Annotated in this window: 16 protein-coding genes and 1 pseudogene; 13 read left to right on the top strand and 4 right to left on the bottom strand. The window is 71.0% G+C overall.

Annotated features, from left to right (window positions below; all coding sequences use genetic code 11):
- Positions 1–97: 97 nt before the first annotated feature.
- Positions 98–1,093 (top strand): DUF4349 domain-containing protein, encoded by a 996-nt coding sequence (locus tag ACFWVP_RS18760; RefSeq protein WP_384497933.1) that lies wholly within the window; start codon positions 98–100, stop codon positions 1,091–1,093.
- A 45-nt stretch (positions 1,094–1,138) separates the two neighbouring features.
- On the top strand, positions 1,139–2,521 hold the full coding sequence (locus ACFWVP_RS18755) for an FAD-dependent oxidoreductase (RefSeq protein WP_384497931.1): 1,383 nt from the start codon (positions 1,139–1,141) through the stop codon (positions 2,519–2,521).
- Positions 2,522–2,846: 325 nt separating this feature from the next.
- On the opposite strand, the gene hemE is transcribed toward ACFWVP_RS18755, so the two are convergent.
- Complete coding sequence (hemE, locus tag ACFWVP_RS18750; protein WP_384497929.1) at positions 2,847–3,917, bottom strand: uroporphyrinogen decarboxylase; 1,071 nt, start codon at positions 3,915–3,917, stop codon at positions 2,847–2,849.
- Positions 3,918–4,009: 92 nt separating this feature from the next.
- Between hemE and ACFWVP_RS18745 the strand changes: the two genes are divergently transcribed.
- From ACFWVP_RS18745 to ACFWVP_RS18705, 9 genes and pseudogenes are all read left to right on the top strand, one after another.
- Positions 4,010–4,666, top strand: coding sequence for a DUF3000 domain-containing protein (locus ACFWVP_RS18745; protein WP_384497927.1), 657 nt, complete (start codon positions 4,010–4,012; stop codon positions 4,664–4,666).
- Between the two features lie 220 nt (positions 4,667–4,886).
- Positions 4,887–5,549 carry a response regulator transcription factor gene (locus tag ACFWVP_RS18740; RefSeq protein ID WP_056791805.1) on the top strand — a complete coding sequence of 221 codons (663 nt, stop codon included), beginning with the start codon at positions 4,887–4,889 and terminating at the stop codon, positions 5,547–5,549.
- Between the two features lie 117 nt (positions 5,550–5,666).
- Positions 5,667–6,941, top strand: a complete 1,275-nt coding sequence (locus tag ACFWVP_RS18735; RefSeq protein ID WP_384497926.1) for an HRDC domain-containing protein — start codon at positions 5,667–5,669, stop codon at positions 6,939–6,941.
- Between the two features lie 139 nt (positions 6,942–7,080).
- Positions 7,081–7,678: pseudogene (locus tag ACFWVP_RS18730) on the top strand (ferritin-like domain-containing protein).
- A gap of 122 nt (positions 7,679–7,800) precedes the next feature.
- On the top strand, positions 7,801–9,021 hold the full coding sequence (locus ACFWVP_RS18725; protein ID WP_384497924.1) for a thiolase family protein: 1,221 nt from the start codon (positions 7,801–7,803) through the stop codon (positions 9,019–9,021).
- Complete coding sequence (locus ACFWVP_RS18720; RefSeq protein WP_384497923.1) at positions 9,018–11,150, top strand: 3-hydroxyacyl-CoA dehydrogenase NAD-binding domain-containing protein; 2,133 nt, start codon at positions 9,018–9,020, stop codon at positions 11,148–11,150. The genes ACFWVP_RS18725 and ACFWVP_RS18720 overlap by 4 nt, the downstream gene beginning before the upstream one ends.
- 412 nt (positions 11,151–11,562) lie before the next feature.
- On the top strand, positions 11,563–13,575 hold the full coding sequence (locus ACFWVP_RS18715; protein WP_384497921.1) for a hypothetical protein: 2,013 nt from the start codon (positions 11,563–11,565) through the stop codon (positions 13,573–13,575).
- Between the two features lie 47 nt (positions 13,576–13,622).
- Positions 13,623–15,119 carry an SDR family NAD(P)-dependent oxidoreductase gene (locus ACFWVP_RS18710; RefSeq protein WP_384497919.1) on the top strand — a complete coding sequence of 499 codons (1,497 nt, stop codon included), beginning with the start codon at positions 13,623–13,625 and terminating at the stop codon, positions 15,117–15,119.
- A gap of 37 nt (positions 15,120–15,156) precedes the next feature.
- Positions 15,157–17,160 (top strand): glycosyltransferase, encoded by a 2,004-nt coding sequence (locus tag ACFWVP_RS18705; RefSeq protein WP_384497918.1) that lies wholly within the window; start codon positions 15,157–15,159, stop codon positions 17,158–17,160.
- Positions 17,161–17,227: 67 nt separating this feature from the next.
- Here ACFWVP_RS18705 and ACFWVP_RS18700 read toward each other — a convergent pair whose 3' ends face one another.
- Entirely contained in the window at positions 17,228–18,349 is a 1,122-nt protein-coding gene (locus ACFWVP_RS18700) for a hypothetical protein (RefSeq protein WP_384497917.1), read from the bottom strand.
- A gap of 342 nt (positions 18,350–18,691) precedes the next feature.
- Here ACFWVP_RS18700 and ACFWVP_RS18695 point away from each other — a divergent pair, with 342 nt between their 5' ends.
- A complete protein-coding gene (locus ACFWVP_RS18695; protein WP_384497915.1) occupies positions 18,692–19,792 on the top strand; it encodes an LCP family protein in 1,101 nt (366 codons plus the stop codon).
- A 20-nt stretch (positions 19,793–19,812) separates the two neighbouring features.
- Entirely contained in the window at positions 19,813–20,226 is a 414-nt protein-coding gene (locus ACFWVP_RS18690) for an NTP pyrophosphohydrolase (protein ID WP_384497913.1), read from the top strand.
- 30 nt (positions 20,227–20,256) lie between these two features.
- Here the strand turns inward: ACFWVP_RS18690 and ACFWVP_RS18685 are convergent, their stop codons facing one another.
- Positions 20,257–21,720 carry an amino acid permease gene (locus tag ACFWVP_RS18685; protein WP_384498097.1) on the bottom strand — a complete coding sequence of 488 codons (1,464 nt, stop codon included), beginning with the start codon at positions 21,718–21,720 and terminating at the stop codon, positions 20,257–20,259.
- 253 nt (positions 21,721–21,973) lie between these two features.
- On the bottom strand, positions 21,974–23,887 hold the full coding sequence (gene dxs / locus ACFWVP_RS18680) for a 1-deoxy-D-xylulose-5-phosphate synthase (RefSeq protein ID WP_384497911.1): 1,914 nt from the start codon (positions 23,885–23,887) through the stop codon (positions 21,974–21,976).
- Positions 23,888–23,993: the final 106 nt, after the last annotated feature.

Below are 23,993 nucleotides of genomic sequence, written 5' to 3'. Positions count from 1 at the left end.
TCCCGAACGTGACCACTTCGAAACCGCTGATGGGCAACCCGCGCAGGGTCCCGTACGTCGAACCGGCACATCGACAACGGCCCTGGGGGGACTCGTCATGAAGATCGACCACCACGTGGACAACCGTCCACCCGCACGCCCGCTCCCGCGTCCCGCACGCCGTCCGCGCGCCGCCCTGGCCGCCGGGGTGCTCGTCGTGCTGCTGGCTACCGGCGCGTGCGGTGCCGACGACAGCGCGTCGAGCGACAAGGGCGTCGCCGCCGCCGACCAGAGGGGGCTGGGCTCCGGCGCGAACGCGGACAGCAAGGAGGCGGCCAGGTACGGGGCCGGCGCCTCGGCCGCACCGAAGCCGGAGGCGACGGGCGCAGTCCATGTCATCCGCACGGCGGTCCTCGCCATCGAGGTGAAGAGCGTGCCGAAGGCGGTCGCCACCGCCCGTGGGGTGGCGGAGAGGGCCGGGGGGCTCGTCTCGGAGGAGACCACGGAACGCGTCGACGACACCCACGAGATGTCGCACCTCGTGCTGCGCGTGCCCCAGGAGCGCTACGACGCGGTGCTGCGGGAGCTCGCGGGGACCGGGAAGCTCCGGTCCCGTACGTCGAACGCGAAGGACGTCACCGGCCAGGTCGTCGACGTGGAGAGCCGGATCGCCACCCAGCGGGCGAGCGTCGTCCGGGTCCGGGACCTGATGGACAAGGCCGAGAAGCTCACCGACGTGGTGACGCTGGAGGGCGAGCTGAGCAGGCGTCAGGCCGATCTGGAGTCGCTGCTCGCCCGGCAGGCGTCCCTGGAGGACCGCACCTCGCTGGCGACGATCACACTCGAACTCGGCGAGCCGTACGAGGACGGGAAGGATCCCGAGGACGAGGACACGGGCTTCCTGGACGCGCTGGCCGGCGGCTGGGACGCGTTCGTGACGATGCTGCGGTGGATCGCTGTGGCGATCGGTGCCACGGCTCCGTTCCTGGCCGCGGCGGCCGTCCTGGCGGGTCTGTGGCGGCTGCTCCGCGGCCGTCTGCCGCGTCGTCACCGTCCGGCCCCGCCCACGACGACGCCCAACGCTCCCGCCCCGGAGGCCCCGTCGGCACCATGAGCGCCGTAGCGTGGGCTCCCTGACACTGCGGCGAAGGGACCCGGCATGGCGGCGGAACGACTGGTGGTCATCGGGGGCGACGCGGCGGGCATGTCCGCCGCGTCGCAGGCCCGCAGGCTCAAGGGGCCGGACGACCTGGAGATCGTCGCCTTCGAACGCGGCCACTTCACCTCGTACTCCGCCTGCGGCATCCCGTACTGGGTGAGCGGCGACGTCGAGGAGCGGGACGACCTCGTCGCCCGTACGCCCGAGGAGCACCGGGCCCGTTCCATCGACCTGCGGATCCGCACCGAGGTGACGGAGATCGATGTCGCCGGGCGGCGGGTGCGGGCACTGGACCGGGACGGCGGGCGGACGTACTGGACGGGCTACGACAAGCTGGTGATCGCGACGGGAGCCCGCCCGGTCCGGCCCGAGCTGCCCGGGATGGACGCCCCCGGGGTGCACGGGGTGCAGACCCTGGACGACGGCCAGGCGCTCCTGGACTCGCTGGACCACGCCCCCGGACGCCGGGCGGTCGTGGTCGGGGCGGGCTACATCGGCGTCGAGATGGCCGAGGCGATGCTGAAGCGTGGCTTCGAGGTGACGGTGCTCAACCGCGGCGCGCAGCCCATGGCGACGCTCGACCCCGACATGGGCCGTCTCGTCCACGAGGCGATGGACGGGCTGGGCATCACCACGGTGAACGGCGCCGCGGTCACCCGTATCGACACCGGGCCGGACGGTCGCGTCACCGCTGTGGCCACGGACGACGCGAGCTATCCGGCGGACGTGGTGGTGCTCGGCATCGGCGTCGAGCCGGAGACCGCCCTGGCCCGCGCGGCCGGTCTGCCGCTCGGCCCGCACGGCGGCCTGCTGACCGATCTGTCGATGCGGGTCGTGGGCCACGACGACATCTGGGCGGGCGGCGACTGCGTGGAGGTCCTGGACCTCGTGGCGGGCCGCACCCGCCACATCGCGCTGGGCACCCACGCCAACAAGCACGGCCAGATCATCGGGGCCAACGTCGGCGGCGGCTACGGCATCTTCCCGGGTGTGGTCGGTACGGCGGTCAGCAAGGTCTGCGACCTGGAGATCGCCAGGACCGGACTCCGCGAGAAGGACGCGCGGGCGGTCGGCCTGCGGTACGTCACGGCGACGATCGAGTCGACGGGGCGGGCGGGCTACTACCCGGGGGCGCGGCCGATGACGGTGAAGATGATCGCCGAGTACCGGACCGGCCGGCTCCTCGGCGTGCAGATCGTGGGCCGTGACGGGGCCGCCAAGCGCGTGGACGTCGCGGCGGTGGCGCTCACCGCCGGAATGACGGTGGAGGCCATGACCGCGCTAGACCTCGGTTACGCCCCGCCGTTCTCCCCGGTCTGGGACCCGGTCCTGGTGGCGGCCCGCAAGACGGTGACGGCGGTACGGAAGGCGGGCACGGCCTGAACCGGGGAGGCGGGCACCGCCTGGACGGCGAAGGGCCGGACCTCGTCCCCTCGTGGAACGCCCGTCGGTCCGAACCCGAGGAGCCCCGGACGTCCGTACCCGGCCCGTCCCTCCTGGTGCCGGGGGCTGCCGCCCGTGTGGGCCTCGGCGTCCTGCTGAGCAGCAGCCGCCCGCGCCTTCCGGCCCGCTGGGTCACCCGCTCCGGCCGCGACTGCCCGGACTGCGGCAGCGGCTTCCGGGAGAGGACGGTCGTCTCCGACGACCGCCTCGACGGAATGCCGGGCCTGCTCCCGGGTCAGGGACCCGGAGCCGCACCGCGCCCGGGTCAGCGTGCCGTCTGCTCGTGGACGTACTCCACGAGCCGGGTCAGCGCGTCCGGGTCGGTCGTCGGCATGACCCCGTGGCCCAGGTTGAAGATGTGGCCCTCGAGACCGGCGGCGGCGTCGAGCACCTCGCGGGCCTTCGCCTCCACCGCCTCCGTCGGCGCGAACAGCACCGCCGGGTCGAGGTTGCCCTGGAGGGCCTTGCCGGGGCCGACCCGACGGGCGCCCTCGTCCATCGGGACCCGCCAGTCGACGCCGACGACGTCCGCACCGGCCTCGCCCATGAGGCCGAGCAGTTCACCGGTGCCCACACCGAAGTGGATGCGCGGGACGCCGTACGACGCGACGGCGTCGAACACCTTCGCGGAGGCCGGCATCACGGAGCGGCGGTAGTCGGCGGGGGCGAGGGCGCCCACCCAGGAGTCGAACAGCTGGACCGCCGAGGCGCCCGCCTCGATCTGGACCTTCAGGAACGCCCCGGTGATCGCCGCGAGCCGGTCGAGCAGGTCGGCCCAGAGCTCCGGGTCGCCGTACATCATGGCCTTGGTGCGCTCGTGGTTGCGGGACGGGCCGCCCTCCACCAGGTAGCTCGCGAGAGTGAACGGCGCACCGGCGAAACCGATCAGCGGCGTGGCGCCCAGCTCGGCGGTGAGCATGCCCATGGCCTCGGTGACGTACGGGACGTCCTCGGGCGTGAGGTCGCGCAGCCGGGCCAGGTCGGCGCGGGTGCGGATCGGCTCGGCGATCACCGGGCCGATGCCGGGCTTGATGTCGAGGTCGATGCCGATGGCCTTGAGCGGTACGACGATGTCGCTGAAGTAGATCGCGGCGTCGACCTTGTGGCGGCGTACGGGCTGCAGGGTGATCTCGGTGACGAGCTCCGGCATCATGCAGGAGTCGAGCATCGCGATGCCTTCGCGGACCTTCAGGTACTCGGGGAGTGAGCGCCCCGCCTGGCGCATGAACCACACCGGGGTGTGCGGCACGGGCTCACGCCGGCACGCCTTGAGGAAGGCCGACTCATGGGTGGCGGATGTCGTCTGCAGGCCCGAGGGGCTGTCGTTGGCACTCACACACGGAATCTTCGCACGCATGCGTAACGAGCCCGACCCCGCATGGGTGTCCCTCCCTGCGCGAGGCTCCGGTTCCGCCTACTCTTCCCGGCATGGCTCCGGCTCAGGGACAATTCTCCGATCATTCCGATGGCGCTGCTACCGAGGAGAGCGGTGGGGACGATTCCGTCCCGTCCGCCTTCCGTTCGGCGGTCGACGCGCTGCGCTCCGCCCGCCTGCGCCCCGAACTGGAGGTCGAGCCGACGCGGCCGCCCCAACGCCTCGCCCCGCACGCGTACGCCCTGGAGGCCGCGGTCGTGGACGGCGAGGACGATCTCGCCGACGGCCGTCTCGTGCTGCTGCACGATCCGTCCGGGCACGACACCTGGCAGGGCACCTTCCGGCTGGTGACGCTGGTGCGGGCCGAACTGGAACCGGAGATGGCGGCCGACCCGCTGCTGCCCGAGGTGTGCTGGTCCTGGCTGACGGGTGCGCTGGACGCGCGGGGCCTGTCGTACGGGGAGGCGGGCGGGACGGTGACGCGCGCCGGATCTCACTACTTCGGCGCGCTGGGCGCGCGGCGCCCGGCGACACAGATCGAGATCCGGGCCTCCTGGACGCCACGGGAGGGGCGTGGCGGCGTGCCGGACACGGCGGGGCACCTGACCGCGTGGGGCGACCTGCTCTGCCAGCTCGCCGGTCTGCCGCCGTCGGGGACCGACGCGGCGGTCGTGACGCTGCCCCAGCGGCGGGGCCCCCAGAAGCCCTGACGCAGCGTCACCTTTGGGAGGGAGCCGGCCGCGCGAGCACCGGCTCTCTTTTCGTACAATCGATCGCGCGTCCTATTTGCCCGAATTGTTACTCACTAAATCGTGATCTTCCCCTAAAGGAGGACGCGCCTGCTGCCGAAGAGGTCAATGACCCTTCAAGCACGGTTCGCCCCGGCTTCACCCCCGAGCCGGCCCGTACCGCCACTCCCCAGGAGGCCTGGTGTCCGTTCTCCTCGAGCAGCCCGCAAGCCTGGTCGCCTACCGCCCGAACAAGCCGACGGCCATGGTCGTCGTGGCCGACCCGCGCGTCCGTTCCACCGTCACCCGCCATCTGTGGGCACTCGGAGTTCGTGACGTCATCGAGGCGTCGTCCATCGCGGAGGCCCGCCCCCGCGTCGGCAACCCGCGCGACATCTGCGTTGCCGACGTCCACCTGCCCGACGGTTCCGGGCTGACCCTGCTGTCCGAGACCCGAGCCGCCGGCTGGCCGAACGGCCTCGCCCTCTCCGCCGCCGATGACATCGGCGCGGTTCGCAATGCCCTCGCGGGCGGCGTGAAGGGCTACGTCGTCACCGGCACCCGTACCAACATCGGCCACCCCTCCCGACCCGGTGTCGCTCCGATCGGCGCCAACGCAGCCCGCATGCACCGCAGGCCTCCCGGTTCCCCGAGCCACCCGGGCGGCTACCGCGAACTGTCCGGACGTGAGGTGGAGGTGCTCCGCCTGGTCGCCGAAGGCCAGTCCAACAAGGCCATCGGCGTCTCGATGGGCCTCTCCGCCCTCACCGTCAAGAGCCACCTCGCCCGCATCGCCCGCAAGCTCGGCACCGGAGACCGCGCAGGAATGGTCGCCGTGGCCCTGCGGACGGGCATCATCCACTGACCCCCACTCCCCGCCGGTACGTGCAGCGATGCGTACCCGGCCGGTTTACGTGCATCGGCACCCGTCGGCGGAACGTTACGTCGACGGGTGCCGCACATACACAGATACCCTTGGCATGTGACCGACGCCCAAGAGACCGCAGCAGACACCTCACTGCGAACCACCGGGGGCGCTCCCCCGGACGACGTCGCCCCGGCGCCGATCCCCTTGCTCGAACCGCGCGAGGGCATTCCCCCGGTGGTGGCGACCGACGACGCGCTGGCCGAGGTGATCGCGGCGTTCGCCGCGGGCACCGGACCCGTCGCCGTCGACGCCGAGCGCGCGTCCGGCTACCGCTACGGGCAACGCGCCTACCTCGTGCAGCTGCGCCGCGACGGCGCGGGCAGCGCCCTGATCGACCCGGTCGGCTGCCCCGACCTCTCGGGCCTGGGCGAGGCCCTCGCCGGCACCGAGTGGATCCTGCACGCCGCAACCCAGGATCTGCCCTGCCTGCGTGACATAGGCATGATCCCGACCTCGCTCTTCGACACGGAGCTCGCCGGACGGCTGGCTGGATTCCCGCGGGTCGGCCTCGGCGCCATAGTGGAGAACGTCCTCGGCTACGCGCTGGAGAAGGGCCACTCCGCGGTCGACTGGTCCACCCGCCCACTGCCCGACCCCTGGCTGCGCTACGCCGCGCTCGACGTCGAACTGCTGGTCGACCTGCGTAACGCCCTGGAGGGGGAGCTCGACCGGCAGGGCAAGCTGGAGTGGGCCCTGGAGGAGTTCGACGCCATCGCCACGGCGCCCCCCGCCCCGCCGCGCAAGGACCCCTGGCGCCGCACCTCCGGCATGCACAAGGTGCGCCGGCGCCGTCAGATCGCGGTCGTACGGGAGTTGTGGACCGCCCGTGACCAGGTCGCGCAGCGCCGTGACATCTCGCCCGGCAAGGTGCTCGGCGACGCCGCGATCATCGAAGCGGCCCTCGCCCTCCCGGTGAACGTGCAGGCCCTCACCGCGCTGCCCGGCTTCGGCCACCGCATGGGGCGCCGTCAGCTGGAGCAGTGGCAGGCGGCCGTCGACCGGGCCAAGGAGCTGCCCGAGTCGGAGCTCCCGCAGCCCGGCCAGATGCCCGCCGGACCGCCGCCGCCCCGCTCCTGGGCGGACAAGGACCCGGCCGCCGCGGCCCGCCTGTCGGCGGCCCGCACCGCGGTGTCGGAGCTCGCGGAGCGGCTGCACATGCCGCAGGAGAATCTGATCACCCCGGACACCGTGCGCCGGCTCTGCTGGGAGCCGCCCCGGGGCCTGACGCCGGACGGGGTCGAGGACGCGCTCGCCGGGTACGGCGCCCGCCGCTGGCAGATCGAGCAGGTCGGCCCGCTGCTGCTGCGCGCCCTGGACACGAGCGCCTGACCACGTACGTACGCCCCGGGGGGAGCGGACGACAGACGGGTTCGACGACTGGCTACGCGCGTTCGAGGACGAGCGCGAACGCCGGGGGGATCGGGAGTGGGAGCCGGGTGCCCGGCCGCGCGGGCCGGTCCGGCGCAGCCTGCGGTGTTTCCAGGTCGGCGAGGACGGGGACGGCGCGAATCTGATCGCCGACGCGGAGGCCGCGGGGGGACCTGGCGTACACGTCGGCGGTCCGGTTGTTCCTCGACGAGGAGCGAAATCACGCCAGGTTGCTCGCACTGCTGCCGGCCGCGGGCGGGGCGTCCACGCTCCGCTCGCACCGGAGCGACCGGGTCTTCGTGGCGCTGCGCAGACTGCTGGAGCCGCTGGCTCCGATGATCGCGGAAGTGATCGCGCTGCGTTACCACCGGGCCCTGCGCGACGGGACGGACGACGCGCTCACCCGTGAGGTGGCGGGCCGGATCCTCACCGACGAGGAGCGGCACGTGCCGTTCCACTGCGCACGCCCGCGCCGGGCGCTCGGGGCTCTCCCCCGCCCCGTGCGCGCCCTGGCCACGCTCGGCCGGCGGACGGCCCTGGGCGCCGTCGCCGTGGTGGTCGCGTGGGACCACGGTCCCGCACTGCGTCATCCGGGGGTGCCGAGGCGCGGGTTCGTCGCCGAGGTGCTCCGGTCCTCGCACCCGATCGCCGCGGACATGGTGCGCGGGAGGGCCGTACGGGCAGTGTGTGACGTGTGACCTTCGCCGCTCCGCCCGCAGGGGGTGGGCAGCCTGGTTACCCGCAAGTAGCATGTGGGGGGCGGCGCGCTCCTGGGCGCGCCCCGCAGCAGTGCCATCCCGCACCCTGGAGGAGAGCCACCGTGCCTCGTACCATCCGGGACGTCGTCTTCGTCGACGGCGTCCGCACCCCGTTCGGCAAAGCGGGCCCGAAGGGCATCTACCACGAGACCCGAGCCGACGATCTCGTCGTGAAGGCCATCCGGGAGCTGCTGCGCCGCAACCCGGACCTGGACCCCGCGTTGATCGACGAGGTCGCCATCGCCGCGACCACGCAGATCGGCGACCAGGGCCTCACGCTCGGCCGCACCGCCGGAATCCTGGCCGGTCTGCCGCAGTCGGTCCCCGGCTACTCCATCGACCGCATGTGCGCGGGCGCCCTGACCGCCGTCACGGCGACGGCCGGTTCCATCGCCTTCGGCGCGTACGACGTCGTCGTCGCCGGTGGTGTCGAGCACATGGGCCGCCACCCGATGGGCGAGAGCGTGGACCCGAATCCGCGTCTCGTCTCGGAGAAGATGGTCGACGAGTCCGCCCTGTTCATGGGCATGACCGCGGAGAACCTGCACGACAGGTACCCCTCGATCACCAAGCAGCGCGCCGACGAGTACGCGGTCCGCTCGCAGGAGAAGGCCGCCAAGGCGTACGCCGACGGCAAGATCCAGCAGGACCTGGTGCCGGTCGCCGTGCGCCGCACCAACGCGGAGGCCGGCGAGACGGGCTGGGGCCTGGTCACCGCCGACGAGCCGATGCGCCCGGGCACCTCCATGGAGTCCCTGGCCGGTCTGAAGACCCCGTTCCGCGCCCACGGCCGCGTGACGGCCGGCAACGCCGCGGGGCTCAACGACGGCGCCACCGCCTCGCTGCTCGCCGCCGAGGACGTCGCCCGCGAGCTGGGCCTCCCGGTCAGGATGCGTCTCGTCTCGTACGCCTTCGCCGGCGTCGAGCCGGAGGTCATGGGCTACGGCCCGATCCCGGCGACGGAGAAGGCCCTGTCCAAGGCCGGTCTCTCCATCTCCGACATCGGTCTCTTCGAGATCAACGAGGCCTTCGCCGTGCAGGTGCTCGCCTTCCTGGAGCACTACGGCATCGCCGACGACGACGCGCGCGTCAACCGGTACGGCGGCGCGATCGCCTACGGTCACCCGCTGGCCTCCTCCGGCGTCCGCCTGATGACTCAGCTGGCCCGCCAGTTCGAGGAGCAGCCGGAGGTCCGCTACGGCCTGACGACGATGTGCGTCGGCTTCGGCATGGGCGCCACGGTCGTCTGGGAGAACCCGAATTTCGACGGAGGCAACAAGTGAGCACCACCACCACTGAGCTTCTGAAGGGCGCGGCCGAGCTGTTCCCCGGTGAGGTCGTCACGCAGGCGCACGTACGCCACCTCGACCTTCCCGGCGGTGCGGGCCGGTTCGCCCTCATCACGCTGGACAACGGCTTCGACCACACCAAGCCGACCACCATCGGCCCGCAGTCGCTGGCGAATCTGAACGCCGCCGTCGACCAGGTCGAGAAGGAGGCCGCCGAGGGCGCGATCACCGGTGTGGGCATCACCGGCAAGCCGTTCATCTTCGCGGTCGGCGCCGACCTCAAGGGCGTCGAGCTGCTGAGGAAGCACGAGGACGCGCTGGCCATCGGCAAGGGCGGCCACGACGTCTTCCGCCGGCTGTCCGGCCTCGCGGTCCCCACGTTCGCGTACTACAACGGCGCTTCGATGGGCGGCGGTGTCGAGATCGGCCTGCACTGCTCGTACCGCACCGTCTCCTCCGCGATCCCCGCGTTCTCGCTGCCCGAGGTCTTCCTCGGTCTGGTCCCCGGCTGGGGCGGCTGCGCGCTGCTTCCCAACCTGATCGGCGCCGACCGCGCCGTCTCGGTGATCATCGAGAACTCGCTGAACCAGAACCGCCAGCTCAAGGGCAAGCAGGTCTTCGAACTCGGGATCGCCGACGCCCTCTTCGAGGGTGCGGACTTCCTGGAGCAGTCGCTGCTCTGGACCGCCTCCGTCCTCAGGGGCGAGATCGCGGTGGAGCGTCCCGAGGTCGACCGCGGTGACGCCTGGGACCAGGCCGTCGCCCGTGGCCGGGCCATCGCCGACTCCAAGGTGCACGGCGCGGCCCCGGCGGCGTACCGCGCGCTGGAGATCATCGCGGCGGCCAAGGACGGCGACCTGGGTGCCGGCTTCGACGCCGAGGACCAGGCCCTCGCGGACCTGATCATGGGCGGCGAGCTGCGCTCGGGGATCTACTCCTTCAACCTGGTCCAGAAGCGCGCCAAGCGCCCGGCCGGCGCGCCGGACAAGTCCCTGGCCCGTCCGGTCACCAAGGTCGGTGTGGTGGGCGCGGGCCTGATGGCCTCGCAGCTCGCCCTGCTGTTCCTGCGCCGCCTGGAGGTCCCGGTCGTCCTCACGGACATCGACCAGGCGCGTGTCGACAAGGGTGTGGGTTACGTCCACGCCGAGATCGAGAAGCTGCTCGGCAAGGGCCGCGTCAACCAGGACAAGGCGAACCGCCTGAAGGCCCTGGTCTCCGGTGTGCTGGACAAGGCGGAGGGCTTCTCCGACGCCGACTTCATCATCGAGGCGGTCTTCGAGGAGATCGGCGTCAAGCAGCAGGTGTTCGCGGAGGTCGAGGCGGTCGCCCCGGCGCACGCGATCCTCGCCACCAACACCTCGTCCCTCTCGGTCACCGAGATGGCGTCGAAGCTGAAGAACCCCGAGCGGGTCGTCGGCTTCCACTTCTTCAACCCGGTCGCGGTCCTCCCCCTCCTGGAGATCGTCCGCGGTGAGCAGACCGACGACGCCTCGCTGGCCACGGCCTTCGGTGTCGCCCGCAAGCTGAAGAAGACCGCGGTCCTGGTGAAGGACGCCCCGGCGTTCGTCGTCAACCGCATCCTCACCCGCTTCATGGGCGAGATCCAGAACATCATCGACGAGGGCACCCCGGTCGAGACGGCGGAGAAGGCCATCGAGCCCCTCGGCCTGCCGATGTCCCCGCTGGTGCTGCTGGAGCTCGTCGGCCCGGCGATCGGTCTGCACGTCTCCGAGACCCTGAACCGCGCCTTCCCGGACCGGTTCACCGTCTCCGAGAACCTGGCCGCGGTGGTCAAGGCGGGCAAGCGCGGCTTCTACGTCTACGATTCCGGCAAGCCGGAGCTGGACCCGGAGGTCGCGGCGCTCCTCGAGCAGGGCGACAGCGTCCTGACGGAGGACCAGGTCCGCGACCGCGTCCTGGACGCGGTGGCGCAGGAGATCGGCCTCATGCTGGCCGAGGGCGTCGTCGCCGAGGCCCAGGACATCGACCTCTGCCTGATCACCGGCGCGGGCTGGCCCTTCCACCTGGGCGGCATCACGCCGTACCTGGACCGTGAGGGCGTCTCGGAGCGGGTCAACGGGAAGCGGTTCCTCGCGCAGGGCGTGGCGAGCGTCCCGGCGTAACATCTGTCCGACACGCGAAGGGGGGTACGGCCCGGTGACCGGGCCGTACCCCCCTTCGTCGTGCCCGGGGACGCGCGGGGCGGACACGTGCGGGCCTGCACGTGGGGGCGGGCGTCATCCCCGTCACCCAGCGTGCGAAGCAAGGCTCGCGCGACCACGAGAAGCTGTCCGTATATAACTGTTCAGCATCCAGCTATCAAATATTCGACTTTTTCCCTCTGAAAGTTCACTGAATCTTTCGTGAGTGTCTAAAGTTCCCCCTGATGCTTCACGAGCTCCTTACGCACCGTCCGCCCTTCAGCTAGACCTGCGGCTCGGCCCCCCACTGTGATGACGTGCGGCACTCCACTGTCTCCAGCTGGCACCGTCGCCACGCGCCGCACAACATCACTGAAGGAGGGGCTGTCCGCCCATGGGCAAGCCGCAGCGTCAGGCCGTGATCGGGGTGCTGATCTCTGCCGCACTGGTACTCAGCTTCGTCGCCATGACGGCGGCGGTCGTGATGGTGTCACTCCCGGTCTTCGCCTACGCCGTGGCGATCAGCTATGCGGCCGACCTCCTCCTGCACACCGCCGAGTCCTCGACCCTGGACCGCCTCAGGGACTCCCGCTTCGGTCTGACCATCCGTTTCCTGATCCGCCAGTTCCTGCTGCTCGCGCTCTGCGGCGCCATGATCGACCTCGACTCGTTCGTCGTCCAGATGACGTCGGTCGGACTGCTGCTGCTGTTCGTCCTGCAGCTGGTCTACGGCGCCCTGCTGAAGCGGGTCAGGTCGGAGCGCGCGGCGCTGCCGTTCACCACCCGCGGGCTGGACCTGGAGGCGCTGGGGATCCGCCGCCTGCCGCACCCGTTCCTGATGAGCAAGCACGTCCGCAAGATGCTGCACCTGGACGTCCCGCTCGTCGCCGGGGCGATCGGCACCATCGCGACGGACAACTGGCAGTACGTGACCTTCGGCGGCATCGCGTCGGTGTGGCTCGCCTTCCTGGCCGTCCTCGTCCTGCTGCCCGGCGCCAGGAACGCCCTGATCCTGCCCACTCCGGACGACGCCATGGGCGAGCTCAACTGGCAGCTCGCGCAGTACCGCCCGCAGGTCGCGCTCTACTTCACCTTCGCCGCCGTCTCCAAGGACTTCATGTACCAGGTGAACATGTGGCTGGAGTCGCTGGAGGAGATGGAGCTGCGGCCCGTCATCGTGCTGCGCGAACGCGCGACCCTGCGCTTCCTCGACGCCACCTCCGTACCCGTCATCTGTGTGCCGAAGGCCGAGAACCTGGCACGGGTCGAGATGCCGGAGCTCCGGGTCGCGCTGTACCCCGGCAACGCCGGCAAGAACGTGCACATGCTCCAGCGGCACGAGGTCAAGCACGTCTTCATCGGTCACGGCGACAGCGACAAGCTGGCCAGCAGCAACCGCGTCAGCAAGGTCTTCGACGAGATCTGGGTGGCCGGCCGCGCCGGACGCGACCGGTACGAGCGCATCAAGCACGCGGTCTCCTCCCACCAGATCGTCGAGGTCGGACGTCCGCAGCTGATGCCGCTGCGCCGCTGGACGGGCCAGGTCGCCGACGAGACACCCACCGTGATCTACGCCCCCACCTGGGAGGGCTGGACGGACGACGCCTGCTACACGTCGGTCATCCCCGCGGGTGAGCACCTCATCCGCACCCTGCTCGGCCACGAACGGCGGCTGCGGATCATCTACAAGCCGCACCCGCTGACCGGCACCCGCTCCCCCGCCGCCGCAGCGGCGCACCGGCGCATCATCGCGCTGCTCCAGGACGACAACGCCCGACGGTTCGGCCGGAAGGTCATGGACTCCAAGACCGCCACCCGCAGGCTGGCGCGCATCGACAAGCGTCTCGCCGCGCTCCAGGAGCGCGGGGTCCGTTCCAGGTACCCGGACCTCACCGAGGATGAGCGGACCACCCGGATCCGCAAGTTCCGTGACCAGGCCGGCTCGCTCTACTGGGACTCGCTGCCCGCCGACGCGCACCACGTGGTGACCGAGCGGGTTCCCACGCTGTACGACTGCTTCAACCACTCGGACCTGCTCATCGGCGACATGTCGAGCGTGGTCTCGGACTTCGTGGCGACCCGCAAGCCCTACGCGATCTTCAATCTGGAAGGTCTCCCGGACGCCGAGTTCAGGAACGAGCAGCGGACCGCGTACGCGTCGTACCTCCTCGACTCCGAGTGCAACGGCCTGGAGATGGCCCTGGACGCCATGCTCTCCAGGGACCAGGACGTCATGGCCCCGTACCGGGAGCAGTTGAAGGAATACCTGCTCGGTCCGGACCACCCCCCGTCGACGGTCCGCTTCGCCCAGGCGGCGAACGATCTCTACCTCCGCGGGCTCAGGGACTTCCCCGTCGAGTACACGGCGCAGGAAGCCCCGGAGTCCCAGCCGCACCAGCCCGCCTGACGGGCCCTCCGGATCCACCCCCATCCCTTCCAGGAAGCAGGAACGTCTTGAGCATCCGCGCCACCCGTCGCCGTACGGTCGCAGTTGTCCTCGCCGGTGGCACCGGGCAGCGCATCGGTCTCTCCATACCGAAGCAGCTCCTGAAGATCGCGGGGAAGCCCATCCTCGAACACACCCTGCAGATCTTCGAGGACGCTCCGGACATCGACGACATCGTCGTCCTGATGACGCCGAGCCATGTGGCCGAGGCCGAGGCGATCGTGGCCCGCGCGGGGCTGCGCAAGGTGTCGTGCGTGCTGGCCGGCGGCGGCACGCGCAGCGAGACCACGAACATCGCGATACGGGCGGTCTCCGAGCGGCTCGACGGCGGGACGGACTGCAATCTCCTGTTCCACGACGCGGTGCGTCCCCTCCTGTCCCAGCACGTGGTCAAGGAGTGCGTGACGGCGCTGGAGCGCTACTCCGCCGTCGACGTGGCCATTCCGTCGTCCGACACGGTGATCGTGACCAGGACGCACGGCGAGGACGGCGAGTTCATCACGGACGTCCCCGACCGGGCCCGCCTCAGGCGCGGCCAGACGCCGCAGGGGTTCTGGCTCTCCACCATCCGCGAGGCGTACGAGCACGCCGCCGCCGACCCGTTCTTCCAGGCCACGGACGACTGCTCGGTCGTCGTCAAGTACCTTCCCGAGGTGCCGGTCCACGTCGTGATCGGCGACGAGTACAACATGAAGGTGACGCAGCCGGTCGACGTCTTCATCGCGGACAAGCTCTTCCAGCTGGCGTCCACGACCGCTCCGGCACCCGGTGACGACGCGTTCTACCGGGACCGGCTGGCGGGCAGGACCGTCATCGTGTTCGGCGGCTCGTACGGGATCGGCGCCGACATCGCCCGGACCGCCGAGGGGTACGGGGCGCGGGTCCACGCGCTGGGCCGCTCCACCACCGGGACCCATGTGGAGAACCCCGACCACGTCGAGGAGGCCTTCGCCAGGGCGTACGCGGAGACCGGCCGCATCGACTTCGTGGTCAACACCGCGGGCGTCCTGCGGATCGGCAGGCTCGACGAGACCGACAACGCCACCATCCGCGAAGCGCTGGAGGTCAACTACCTCGCGCCCGTGAACATCGCCCGCACCGCGTACAAGTACCTGGCGGAGACCGGGGGCCAGTTGCTGCTGTTCACCTCCAGCAGCTACACGCGCGGCCGTGCCGAGTACAGCCTGTACTCCTCGACGAAGGCGGCCATGGTGAACCTCACCCAGGCGCTGTCGGACGAATGGGCGGAGGACGGCATCCGGGTCAACTGCGTGAACCCGGAGCGGACGGCGACGCCGATGCGGACGAAGGCCTTCGGGGCGGAGCCCGACGGATCGCTGCTCTCCTCCCAGGAGGTGGCGCGCCGCTCCCTCGACGTCCTCCTCTCCGGTATGACCGGCCATGTGATCGACGTACGGCGGCAGGACCCCACGGCCGCGCCCGACTCGGCCTTCGAATCGGCGCTCTCGCAGGTCCTGAGCACATCCGAGGACCAGTCCGTCTGAGTCCGAGCGCCCCCGGACCACCGTCGCAGGAGACCCCGTGAAGATCGCTTTTCTGATGTACAGCGCCTACGGCCAGGCCGGTACGTCCGTCGCCACCCAGACGCTCGCCAACTCGCTCGCGGCCCGCGGGCACGACATCGAGCTCGTGAGCGTGTTCCAGTACCACGACGTGCCGCCGCTCCGGTTCGCGCCGGAGATCGGGCTGCGCACACTGGTGGACACCCGCAACGGCTCGGTGGACCTCGACGATCCGCAGCACTCGGTCGCGTCCGAGCACTGCACCGGCTACAAGGCCGACGAGAAGAACCGCTACAGCCGGCTCATGGACGAGCGCGCCGCCGCCTATCTGCGGAGCACGGAGGCGGACGTCGTCATCGCGACTGCGCCCAACACCATCGCCCTGCTGACCTCGCTGGGCACCGGGCAGTACATCACCATGGGCCAGGCCCACACGCACTACCACCACCAGACGGCGGGCTCCCGGAAGATGCTGGACGCGGCCATCCCGCGGCTGGACGGCTTCGTGACGGTGACGGCGAGGGACGCCCAGACCCACCGGGACGCGTACGGCGCCGTGGGAACGGTCTTCCACGCCATTCCCAACGCCGTCACCAGCACGTTCATGCGGGCGGACGTGCACGAGTCGCGGATCGTGACCGCGTCCGGGCGCCTCGTGGGCTGGAAGCGGTTCGACCTCCTCGTCGAGGCGTTCGCGCAGCTCGGCCGGAAGTACCCCGACTGGACCCTGCGCATCTACGGCAGCGGCGAGGAGAAGGCCAAGCTCCGCAAGCTCGTCGACGGCCTCGGCGCGAACGAGCGCATCCTCCTGATGGGGCACACGAAGCACCTGCGCGAGGAGCTCGCGAAGGCAGCCCTGCACACGTCCGCCTCGACGGACGAGACCTTCGGCCTGACCATCGTGGAGGCCATGACCTGCGGGGTACCCGTCCTGAGCACCGCGGGTCCGCACGGCCCGTCGGAGATCATCTCCGACGGGGTGGACGGCGCCCTGTCCCCCGTCGGCGACGTGGACGCCTTCGCCAAGAACCTCGACCGGCTCATGGGCGACGCCGACCTGCGGGTGCGGCTCGGTGCGCACGCCGTGGAGAAGTCACGCAACTACAGCGACGAGGCCCAGGCGCAGAGCTACGAGGGCTGGCTGAGCCGCCTGCTCACCGCCCGCGACTTCCGCCCCGAGGCGTTGTGCCGGGCCACGTCCGCAGGGGACCTGGAGTTCGTCGTCGACCCCACGCGGGCCCCCGGTGGGCGCTTCTCGGTGCTGTGCGTCAACGCCGCGGACGGCCGCCAGGCGCTGATGGCCGCCGCCGTCGAGCAGACCGCCAACGGCCGCCACTACGCGGCGATCCCCGGGCAGCTGCGCCTGCCCGGCGGTACGTGGAACGTCCTGCTGCGCCGTGAGGACGACGGGGTGATGCGCCGGGTGAAGGTCAAGGAGCTCCAGCAGACCGCGAACTCGCTGATCTCGGCTCCCGGCGACGCCGGCCCGGTGCGGTTCAGGTCGTTCACCCGCTCCGAGGACGGTCATCTCCAGATCGTCTCCCGGGAGTTCCCCGCGCACGCGGAGGTCCTCTCCGTCGAGTCGGCCGGCCCGCACCTGAACGTGCAGGTCTACGCCCTCGGGGTCCCCGCGGCGCAGCACGGCCCGCAGGTCGACATCGCGGGCCACGGCGCGCAGATCATCGCGCAGAGCCGCAAGGACGCGAACGCGTTCTTCTCGATCCCCTGCGCGTTCGCGAACGGGGGTGCGAGCTTCACGTTCGAACTCCAGCAGTACGCCGACCGGATGGTCGAGGTCGACACGATCTGGGACCTCTCGCTGAGCATCCCGGGGAACCTGACGGTGTCGGGCGAGTCCCACCGGCTGCGGCTCGGCCGGTTCGGGGACGACATCACGCAGCGCAAGCCCGTGAACGTCTATCCGAAGACCCCGGTGACCACCACCGAGGGCCGCAAGGTCGTCTACAACCCGTACTACACGGACAGCAACTACCTGTCGATCGGGCTCAAGCCCGCTTCCTGAGCCCGACGGGGCGGGACACGCGGGAGGGCACCCACGGGCGTGGGTGCCCTCCCGCGTGTCCGGCTGTTCAGACCCGGACGGAGGGGTCCAGGGCCAGCCCGGACTCACGGTTCTGGCGTGCGATGTGCAGGGCCCCGTCCTTGCCGACGAGCGCGAGCACCACCCGCCCGTACGCGTCGTACGCGAGGGCGGGGCCGCCCGTGCAGTACTCGCCCGTGGGGGACCACCACACGCCGCCGCCCTCGTTCTCCGTACCGCACGCGGTGAGCATGACCTGGCCGTCGTGCGCGCGGTGGGCGAGCACCGTGCAGTCGTAGCCGTCGAGCAGGGTCCGCAGGGCGGCGACCGGTCCGGTGGACGCGGAGCCGCCCAGCGGGATCGCCCAGGTCCCGGGCCGGTAGGCCATGACCCCTCCCGTGGAGTCGTCCGCCCAGTAGTACGTGACCCTGTCCTGGGCGGTCTCCAGGGCGACGGCGCTGCCCGGGGCGTGCGCGAAGGGGATGTCCTGGTCCGGCTGGTAGGCACCGCCGGGCTCCCGGACGAGGCGCGGGGTCACTCCGGCCCCGGGGACCAGCACCTCCACCCGGCCGGAGGCGGTGGTGACCGTGGCCGTGCCGTCCTGGACCCGCCGGACCTTCAGGTCGCGCCAGGCCTCCCACTTCCCGTCGGGCCTCTCGCACCGGACGAGCAGGGCGCCGCCCTCGTTGCGTACGAAGACGTGGAGCGTCCCCGTCTCGCTCACGGCCGCGGCCGGCACACCGAGGAGGGCCGCCTTGGGCCGTTCCTTGTGGGGGTTGCCGAGGGGGCGCCACTGGGTGACGGGGCGGCCGGTCTGGAACTGGGTGGCGGTCACCAGGTCGACGACCGGCGGGCCGTCGTCCTTCTCCACGGCGCGCCTGCCCACGAAGTGGACGAATCCGTCGGCCCCCTGAGCCACCGTCAGTGAGGTGAGGTGCGGGACGGGAACGAGCTCGGGGCCCGCCCACGCGGAGCCGCCGGGGCGCTCCTCCGTCCAGCGGAGCATTCCTTCGTCGGCCAGGGCGTACGCGCTGAGCCGGCCGTCCTTGCCCAGGACGAGCCAGCGGCCGCCCGCCACCTCCCGCACCACGTGATGCGCGCTGGTGCCGGGGCTTTCGGGCCCCTGGGCCGGGGCCCTGCCCTGGGTGGCGCGCCTGGATCTGACCGGCATGGCGTGAGGTTGTCCTTCCCGAGCTTCTCGGCCCCGCGTCCGGGAACGCCCCGCGCTCCGGCCCGCGGCCGACCGAACACGCCCCATCATAGGATCCCCGCTCACCCGGGGTCCCGGCGCTCCCCGCGTCCGTAGGGCACTCACCGAAGGCGACGTCTCTATCACGCGTTGCGGAACATTCCGGGAGATCACGCCGAAGGTTGCGTGAAGATGTACACGAGAATCGAATACATGTCTATAGTGCAAACTTAGCCCTCCCCCACATGCGTGGACCGGCCCCACCCGAGTCCCCCAACTTGCCCCCAGCCCTTCGGGGCGATGAGAACAAGGGACTCTCGCAGGATGAGCCACGACGCCACGCCCCCGGGCCGGTCCGCCTCACGGCGGGCGGAACCCTCGAACCGGGGACGGAAGAAGGAACGCAAGCGCCGCCGCGGCCTCAAGATCACGCTCGGGGTCCTGCTGGTCCTGGTGCTCGCCGGCGGCGGCACCGCGTACTGGATGTACAGCAGCCTCGACAGCAACATCAAGGGCGTCGACATCAACAAGGCGCTCGGTGAGGACCGCCCCGAGAAGCTGCCCACCGCCGGGCAGAACCTCCTCGTCCTCGGCTCCGACTCGCGCGCGGGCGCCGAGAACAAGGAGCTCGGCGGTGGCGGCGCCGTCGGCGGGGCGCGCTCCGACACCGCGATGGTGGTGCACATACCCGAGGGCCGGACCGAGGCCGTCGCCGTGTCCATCCCGCGCGACACCCTGGTGACCCGGCCCGCGTGCATGAAGGACGACGGGACCGAGGTCCCGTCCGCGGAGCGCAGGATGTTCAACTCCGTGTACTCCGAGGTCGGCCCGGCCTGTGTGGTCAAGACCGTGGAGAAGATGTCCGGGGTCCGCATCGACCACTACATGGAGATCAACTTCGCCGGGTTCAAGGACCTGGTCGACGCCATCGGTGGTGTCACCGTCGACGTCGAGGAGCCGATCCAGGACAAGGCCTCGGGGCTCGACCTGGCCGCGGGTTCACACAAGCTCGACGGCACCGAGTCCCTCGCCTACGTCCGTACCAGGCACGGTGTCGGTGACGGCAGCGACCTGGGCCGTATCGGACTGCAGCAGCAGTTCCTGTTCTCGCTGCTGACCGAGATCAAGTCGCAGGACCTGCTGGGCAGCCCGACGACCGCCTACAAGATCGCCAGCTCGGCCACCAAGTCGCTCACCACCGACGAGGGGCTGGCCTCGCTGACCTCCCTCACCGAGTTCGCCCGCTCGATGAACGGCGTCGACCCCTCCTCCATGGAGACGATCATGCTGCCGGTGGCGTACGACAAGCAGGACCCGAACCGGGTGGTGGCGGCACAGCCGCAGGCCGGTGACCTCTGGAAGGCGATCCGTACCGGCGCCACGATCCCGGAGTCCGCGAAGAAGTCCCCCGCGACCGGCGGCTGAGTCCGTGTCACCCTGACGGGGTGACGAACGAACAGGCCCTGGTGATCGTCGACGCCGCCAATGTGGTGGGGTCCGTGCCGGACGGCTGGTGGCGGGACCGGCACGGTGCGGCGGAGCGGCTGCGGGACTCCCTCGTCCCGTACGCCGCCGACGGCCTGCCCGGGCATCCCGGTCCCGTCGAGCTCGTCCTGGTCGTCGAGGGCGCGGCCCGGGACGTGGCCTCCGCGCCGGGCGTCCGGGTGGAGTCCGCGCCCGGCTCGGGCGACGACCTGATCGCCGGGCTGGTCGCCGGCTGGGCCGCCGGGCCGGACGCGGACCGCGCCTGCGTCGTCGTCACGGCGGACCGGGGGCTGCGGCAGCGGGTCGAGGCGTACGGGGCCCGGTGCGCGGGCCCGCGTACGGTACGGCCGCTGCCGCCGTCACGCGGGGCCTGAACGGGAGCCGGGCGCGGGCCCGCCGGGAAGTCAGACCTCCTTCGCCATACGGCTGTTCCTGCGCCCGTACACGAAGTAGATGATCACCCCGAGTGCCATCCAGATCCCGAACCGGAGCCAGGTCTCCGCCGGCAGGTTCAGCATCAGCCAGACCGAGGCGGCCACCGAGACGATCGGGAGCAGCGGGACCCACGGGGTGCGGAAGGCGCGGTGCAGGTCGGGGCGTGTGCGGCGCAGGACGATGACGCCGAGGGCGACGACCACGAAGGCGAAGAGCGTGCCGATGTTCACCAGGGTGGCCAGTTCGTTGATGCTCGTGAAGCCGGCCACGATCGCGATGATCACGCCGAGCAGGATGGTCGGCCGGTACGGGGTGCCGAAGCGCGGGTGCGTGACCGAGAAGAACCGCGGGAGCAGGCCGTCGCGGCTCATCGCGAAGAACACCCGGGTCTGGCCGAGGAGCAGGATCATGCAGACCGTGGTGAGGCCGACCGCGGCCCCGAAGCTGATGACTCCCGCGTAGAAGGGGTGCCCGACCGCCTTGAAGGCATCGGCCAGCGGGGCGCTGACCGAGAGTTCCGAGTAGTGCTGCATACCGGTGACCACGATCGACACGGCGACGTAGAGCAGGGTGCAGATGAGGAGCGAGGCCAGGATGCCGCGCGGCATGTCCCGCTGCGGGAACTTCGTCTCCTCGGCGGCGGTGGCCACGACGTCGAAGCCGATGAAGGCGAAGAAGACGACGGAGGCCGCGGTGAAGATGCCCATGATGCCGAAGTTCGTCGGTTCGTAGCCGAAGATCAGCTGCACCAGCGGGGCGTCCAGGCCGGAACCGGACGGCTGGGGCTCGGCCTCCGGGATGAACGGCGAGTAGTTGGACGCCTTGATGAAGAACAGGCCTGCGATGATGACGACCCCGACGACGGCCAGCTTGATGGCGACCACGACCGTGGTCACCCGTGCGGAGAGCTTCATGCCGAGCACCAGGATGACGGTCAGGATCAGCACCAGGGCGAACGCCAGGATGTCGAAGCCGAATCCGCTGGCGACGTCCGGCCCGGAGAGCCCCTCGGGCATCGTCCAGCCCACGTTGTCCATGAGCGAGCGGACGTAGCCGGACCAGCCGACGGCCACCACCGCCGTGCCCAGCGCGAATTCGAGCACCAGGTCCCAGCCGATGATCCAGGCCACCAGCTCGCCCAGCGAGGCGTACGAGAAGGTGTACGCCGATCCCGCCACGGGGACGGTGGAGGCGAATTCGGCGTAGCACAGGGCCGCGAGGGCGCAGACGATCCCGGCGGCCACGAAGGCGAGGGCTGTGGCGGGGCCCGCCGTCTCCTTGGCGACCTTGCCCGTGAGGACGAAGATGCCGGTGCCGATGATGACACCCACCCCGAAGACCGTGAGGTCCAGGGCGGAGAGCGACTTCTTGAGCGAGTGCTCCGGCTCCTCCGTATCCCTGATGGACTGTTCGACCGTCTTCGTCCGAAACAGTGTGTTCACCGGTCTGCCTCCGTGATGTCCGTCGCCGCGTCCCGCGTTACCCGAATCACGGTCATGATCGAGACGACGCGCGGCCGGGGGGCGGTGGGAGGGCGCGATTCACCCGATGGGGCCCGGGAGAGGGAAGCCCGGTCGGCCGAACGGAGTAACGGCGCCGGTGCGGGGGCGCGTACGGCAGTGCGCCCCCGCCGTCCGGGGACGGCGGGGGCGCACTGTCGTGTGCCGCAGGACTCGGCGGTCCGGATCAGTCGCGGGCGGGCTCCACCGCGCGGCTCTCGTAGCGGCCGTCGAGCTTGGCGACCAGACCGGTGACCTGACGGGCGATGTCCGGCGCGGTCAGCCCGATGTCGGCCATGACCTCGCCGCGGGAGGCGTGGTCGAGGAAGACCGGCGGGATGCCGAAGTCGCGCAGCGGTACGTCGACGTCGGCGTCACGCAGTGACTGGGCGACGGCGGAGCCGACGCCGCCCGCCCTGCTGTTGTCCTCGACGGTGATCACGACGCGGTGCCGTGCGGCGAGCGGGGCGAGTGCCTCGTCGACGGGCTTGACCCAGCGAGGGTCGACCACCGTCGTGGAGATGCCCTGCGCGTCGAGCAGTGTGGCGATCTCCAGGCACATCGGGGCGAGCGCTCCGACGGAGACCAGGAGGACGTCCGGCGTGTCCGTGTCCGCGTCGCGCAGGACGTCCATGCCGCCGACGGTGCCGACGGCCTTGACGGACGGGCCGACCGCGCCCTTGGAGAAGCGGACGACGGTCGGGGCGTCGTCGACGTCGACGGCCTCGCGCAGCTGGGCGCGGACCTGGTCGGCGTCGCGCGGGGCGGCGATGCGGAGCGTCGGCACGCACTGCAGGATCGACATGTCCCACATGCCGTTGTGCGAGGCGCCGTCCGTGCCGGTGACTCCGGCCCGGTCCAGGACGAAGGTCACGCCGCACCTGTGCAGGGCGACGTCCATCAGGACCTGGTCGAAGGCGCGGTTGAGGAAGGTGGCGTAGACCGCGAAGACGGGGTGGAGTCCGCCGGTGGCGAGGCCCGCCGCGGAGACCGCGCCGTGCTGCTCGGCGATCCCGACGTCGTAGATCCGGTCCGGGAAGGCCTCCTCGAACTTGCCGAGGCCCACGGGCTGGAGCATGGCCGCGGTGATGGCGACGATGTCCTCCCGCTCGTGGCCGAGCTTGACCATCTCCTCGCCGAAGACCGAGGTCCAGTCCAGGCCGGAGGTGGAGATGGGCAGACCCGTGTCCGGGTGGATCTTGCCGACGGCGTGGAAGCGGTCCGCGTCGTCCTGGAGCGCGGGGGTGTAGCCGCGGCCCTTCTCGGTGAGGCAGTGCACGATGACCGGTCCGCCGAAGCGCTTGGCGCGCGTCAGGGCGGATTCCAGGGCTTCGATGTCGTGGCCGTCGATGGGTCCGACGTACTTCAGTCCGAGGTCCTCGAACATGCCCTGCGGGGCGATGAAGTCCTTGAGGCCCTTCTTCGCGCCGTGCAGGGTCTCGTACAGCGGCCTGCCGACGACGGGGGTGCGCTCCAGGAGGTCCTTGCCGCGGGCCAGGAACCGCTCGTACCCGTCGGTGGTGCGCAGGGTGGCGAGGTGGTTGGCGAGGCCGCCGATGGTCGGGGCGTACGAGCGCTCGTTGTCGTTGACGACGATGACGAGGGGGCGGTCCTTGGCGGCGGCGATGTTGTTCAGCGCCTCCCAGGCCATGCCGCCGGTGAGTGCGCCGTCACCGATGACGGCGACGACGTGGTCGTCCTTCCTCAGGACCTCGTTGGCCTTGGCGAGGCCGTCGGCCCAGCCGAGCACCGTCGAGGCGTGCGAGTTCTCGATGACGTCGTGCTCGGACTCGGCGCGGGACGGGTATCCGGAGAGGCCGCCCTTGCTCTTGAGCTTCGAGAAGTCCTGCCGGCCGGTGAGCAGCTTGTGCACATAGCTCTGGTGGCCGGTGTCGAAGAGGACCTTGTCCCGCGGCGACTCGAACACCCGGTGCAGGGCGATGGTCAGCTCGACCACGCCCAGGTTCGGGCCGAGGTGGCCGCCGGTCTTGGACACTGCGTCGACGAGGAAGGTACGGATCTCCTCGGCGAGCTGGTCCAGCTGCTCAGGGCTGAGCCGGTCCAGGTCGCGCGGTCCCCTGATGCGGGTCAGCAGATCCACCCGTGCCTCCTTGCGTGTGAGCTGGTCGAGCGTGTCGATCCGATGAGTCTAATGTTCCGCCGACGGCCGCGGTCATCGGGCGGCGCATTGGTCCGCCCCGCGCCGC

Source organism: Streptomyces sp. NPDC058637 (assembly GCF_042717325.1).
Taxonomy (GTDB): Bacteria; Actinomycetota; Actinomycetes; order Streptomycetales; family Streptomycetaceae; genus Streptomyces.
The sequence above is the reverse complement of the archived record's forward strand: the minus strand, read 5'-3'. Positions and strand labels throughout refer to the sequence as shown.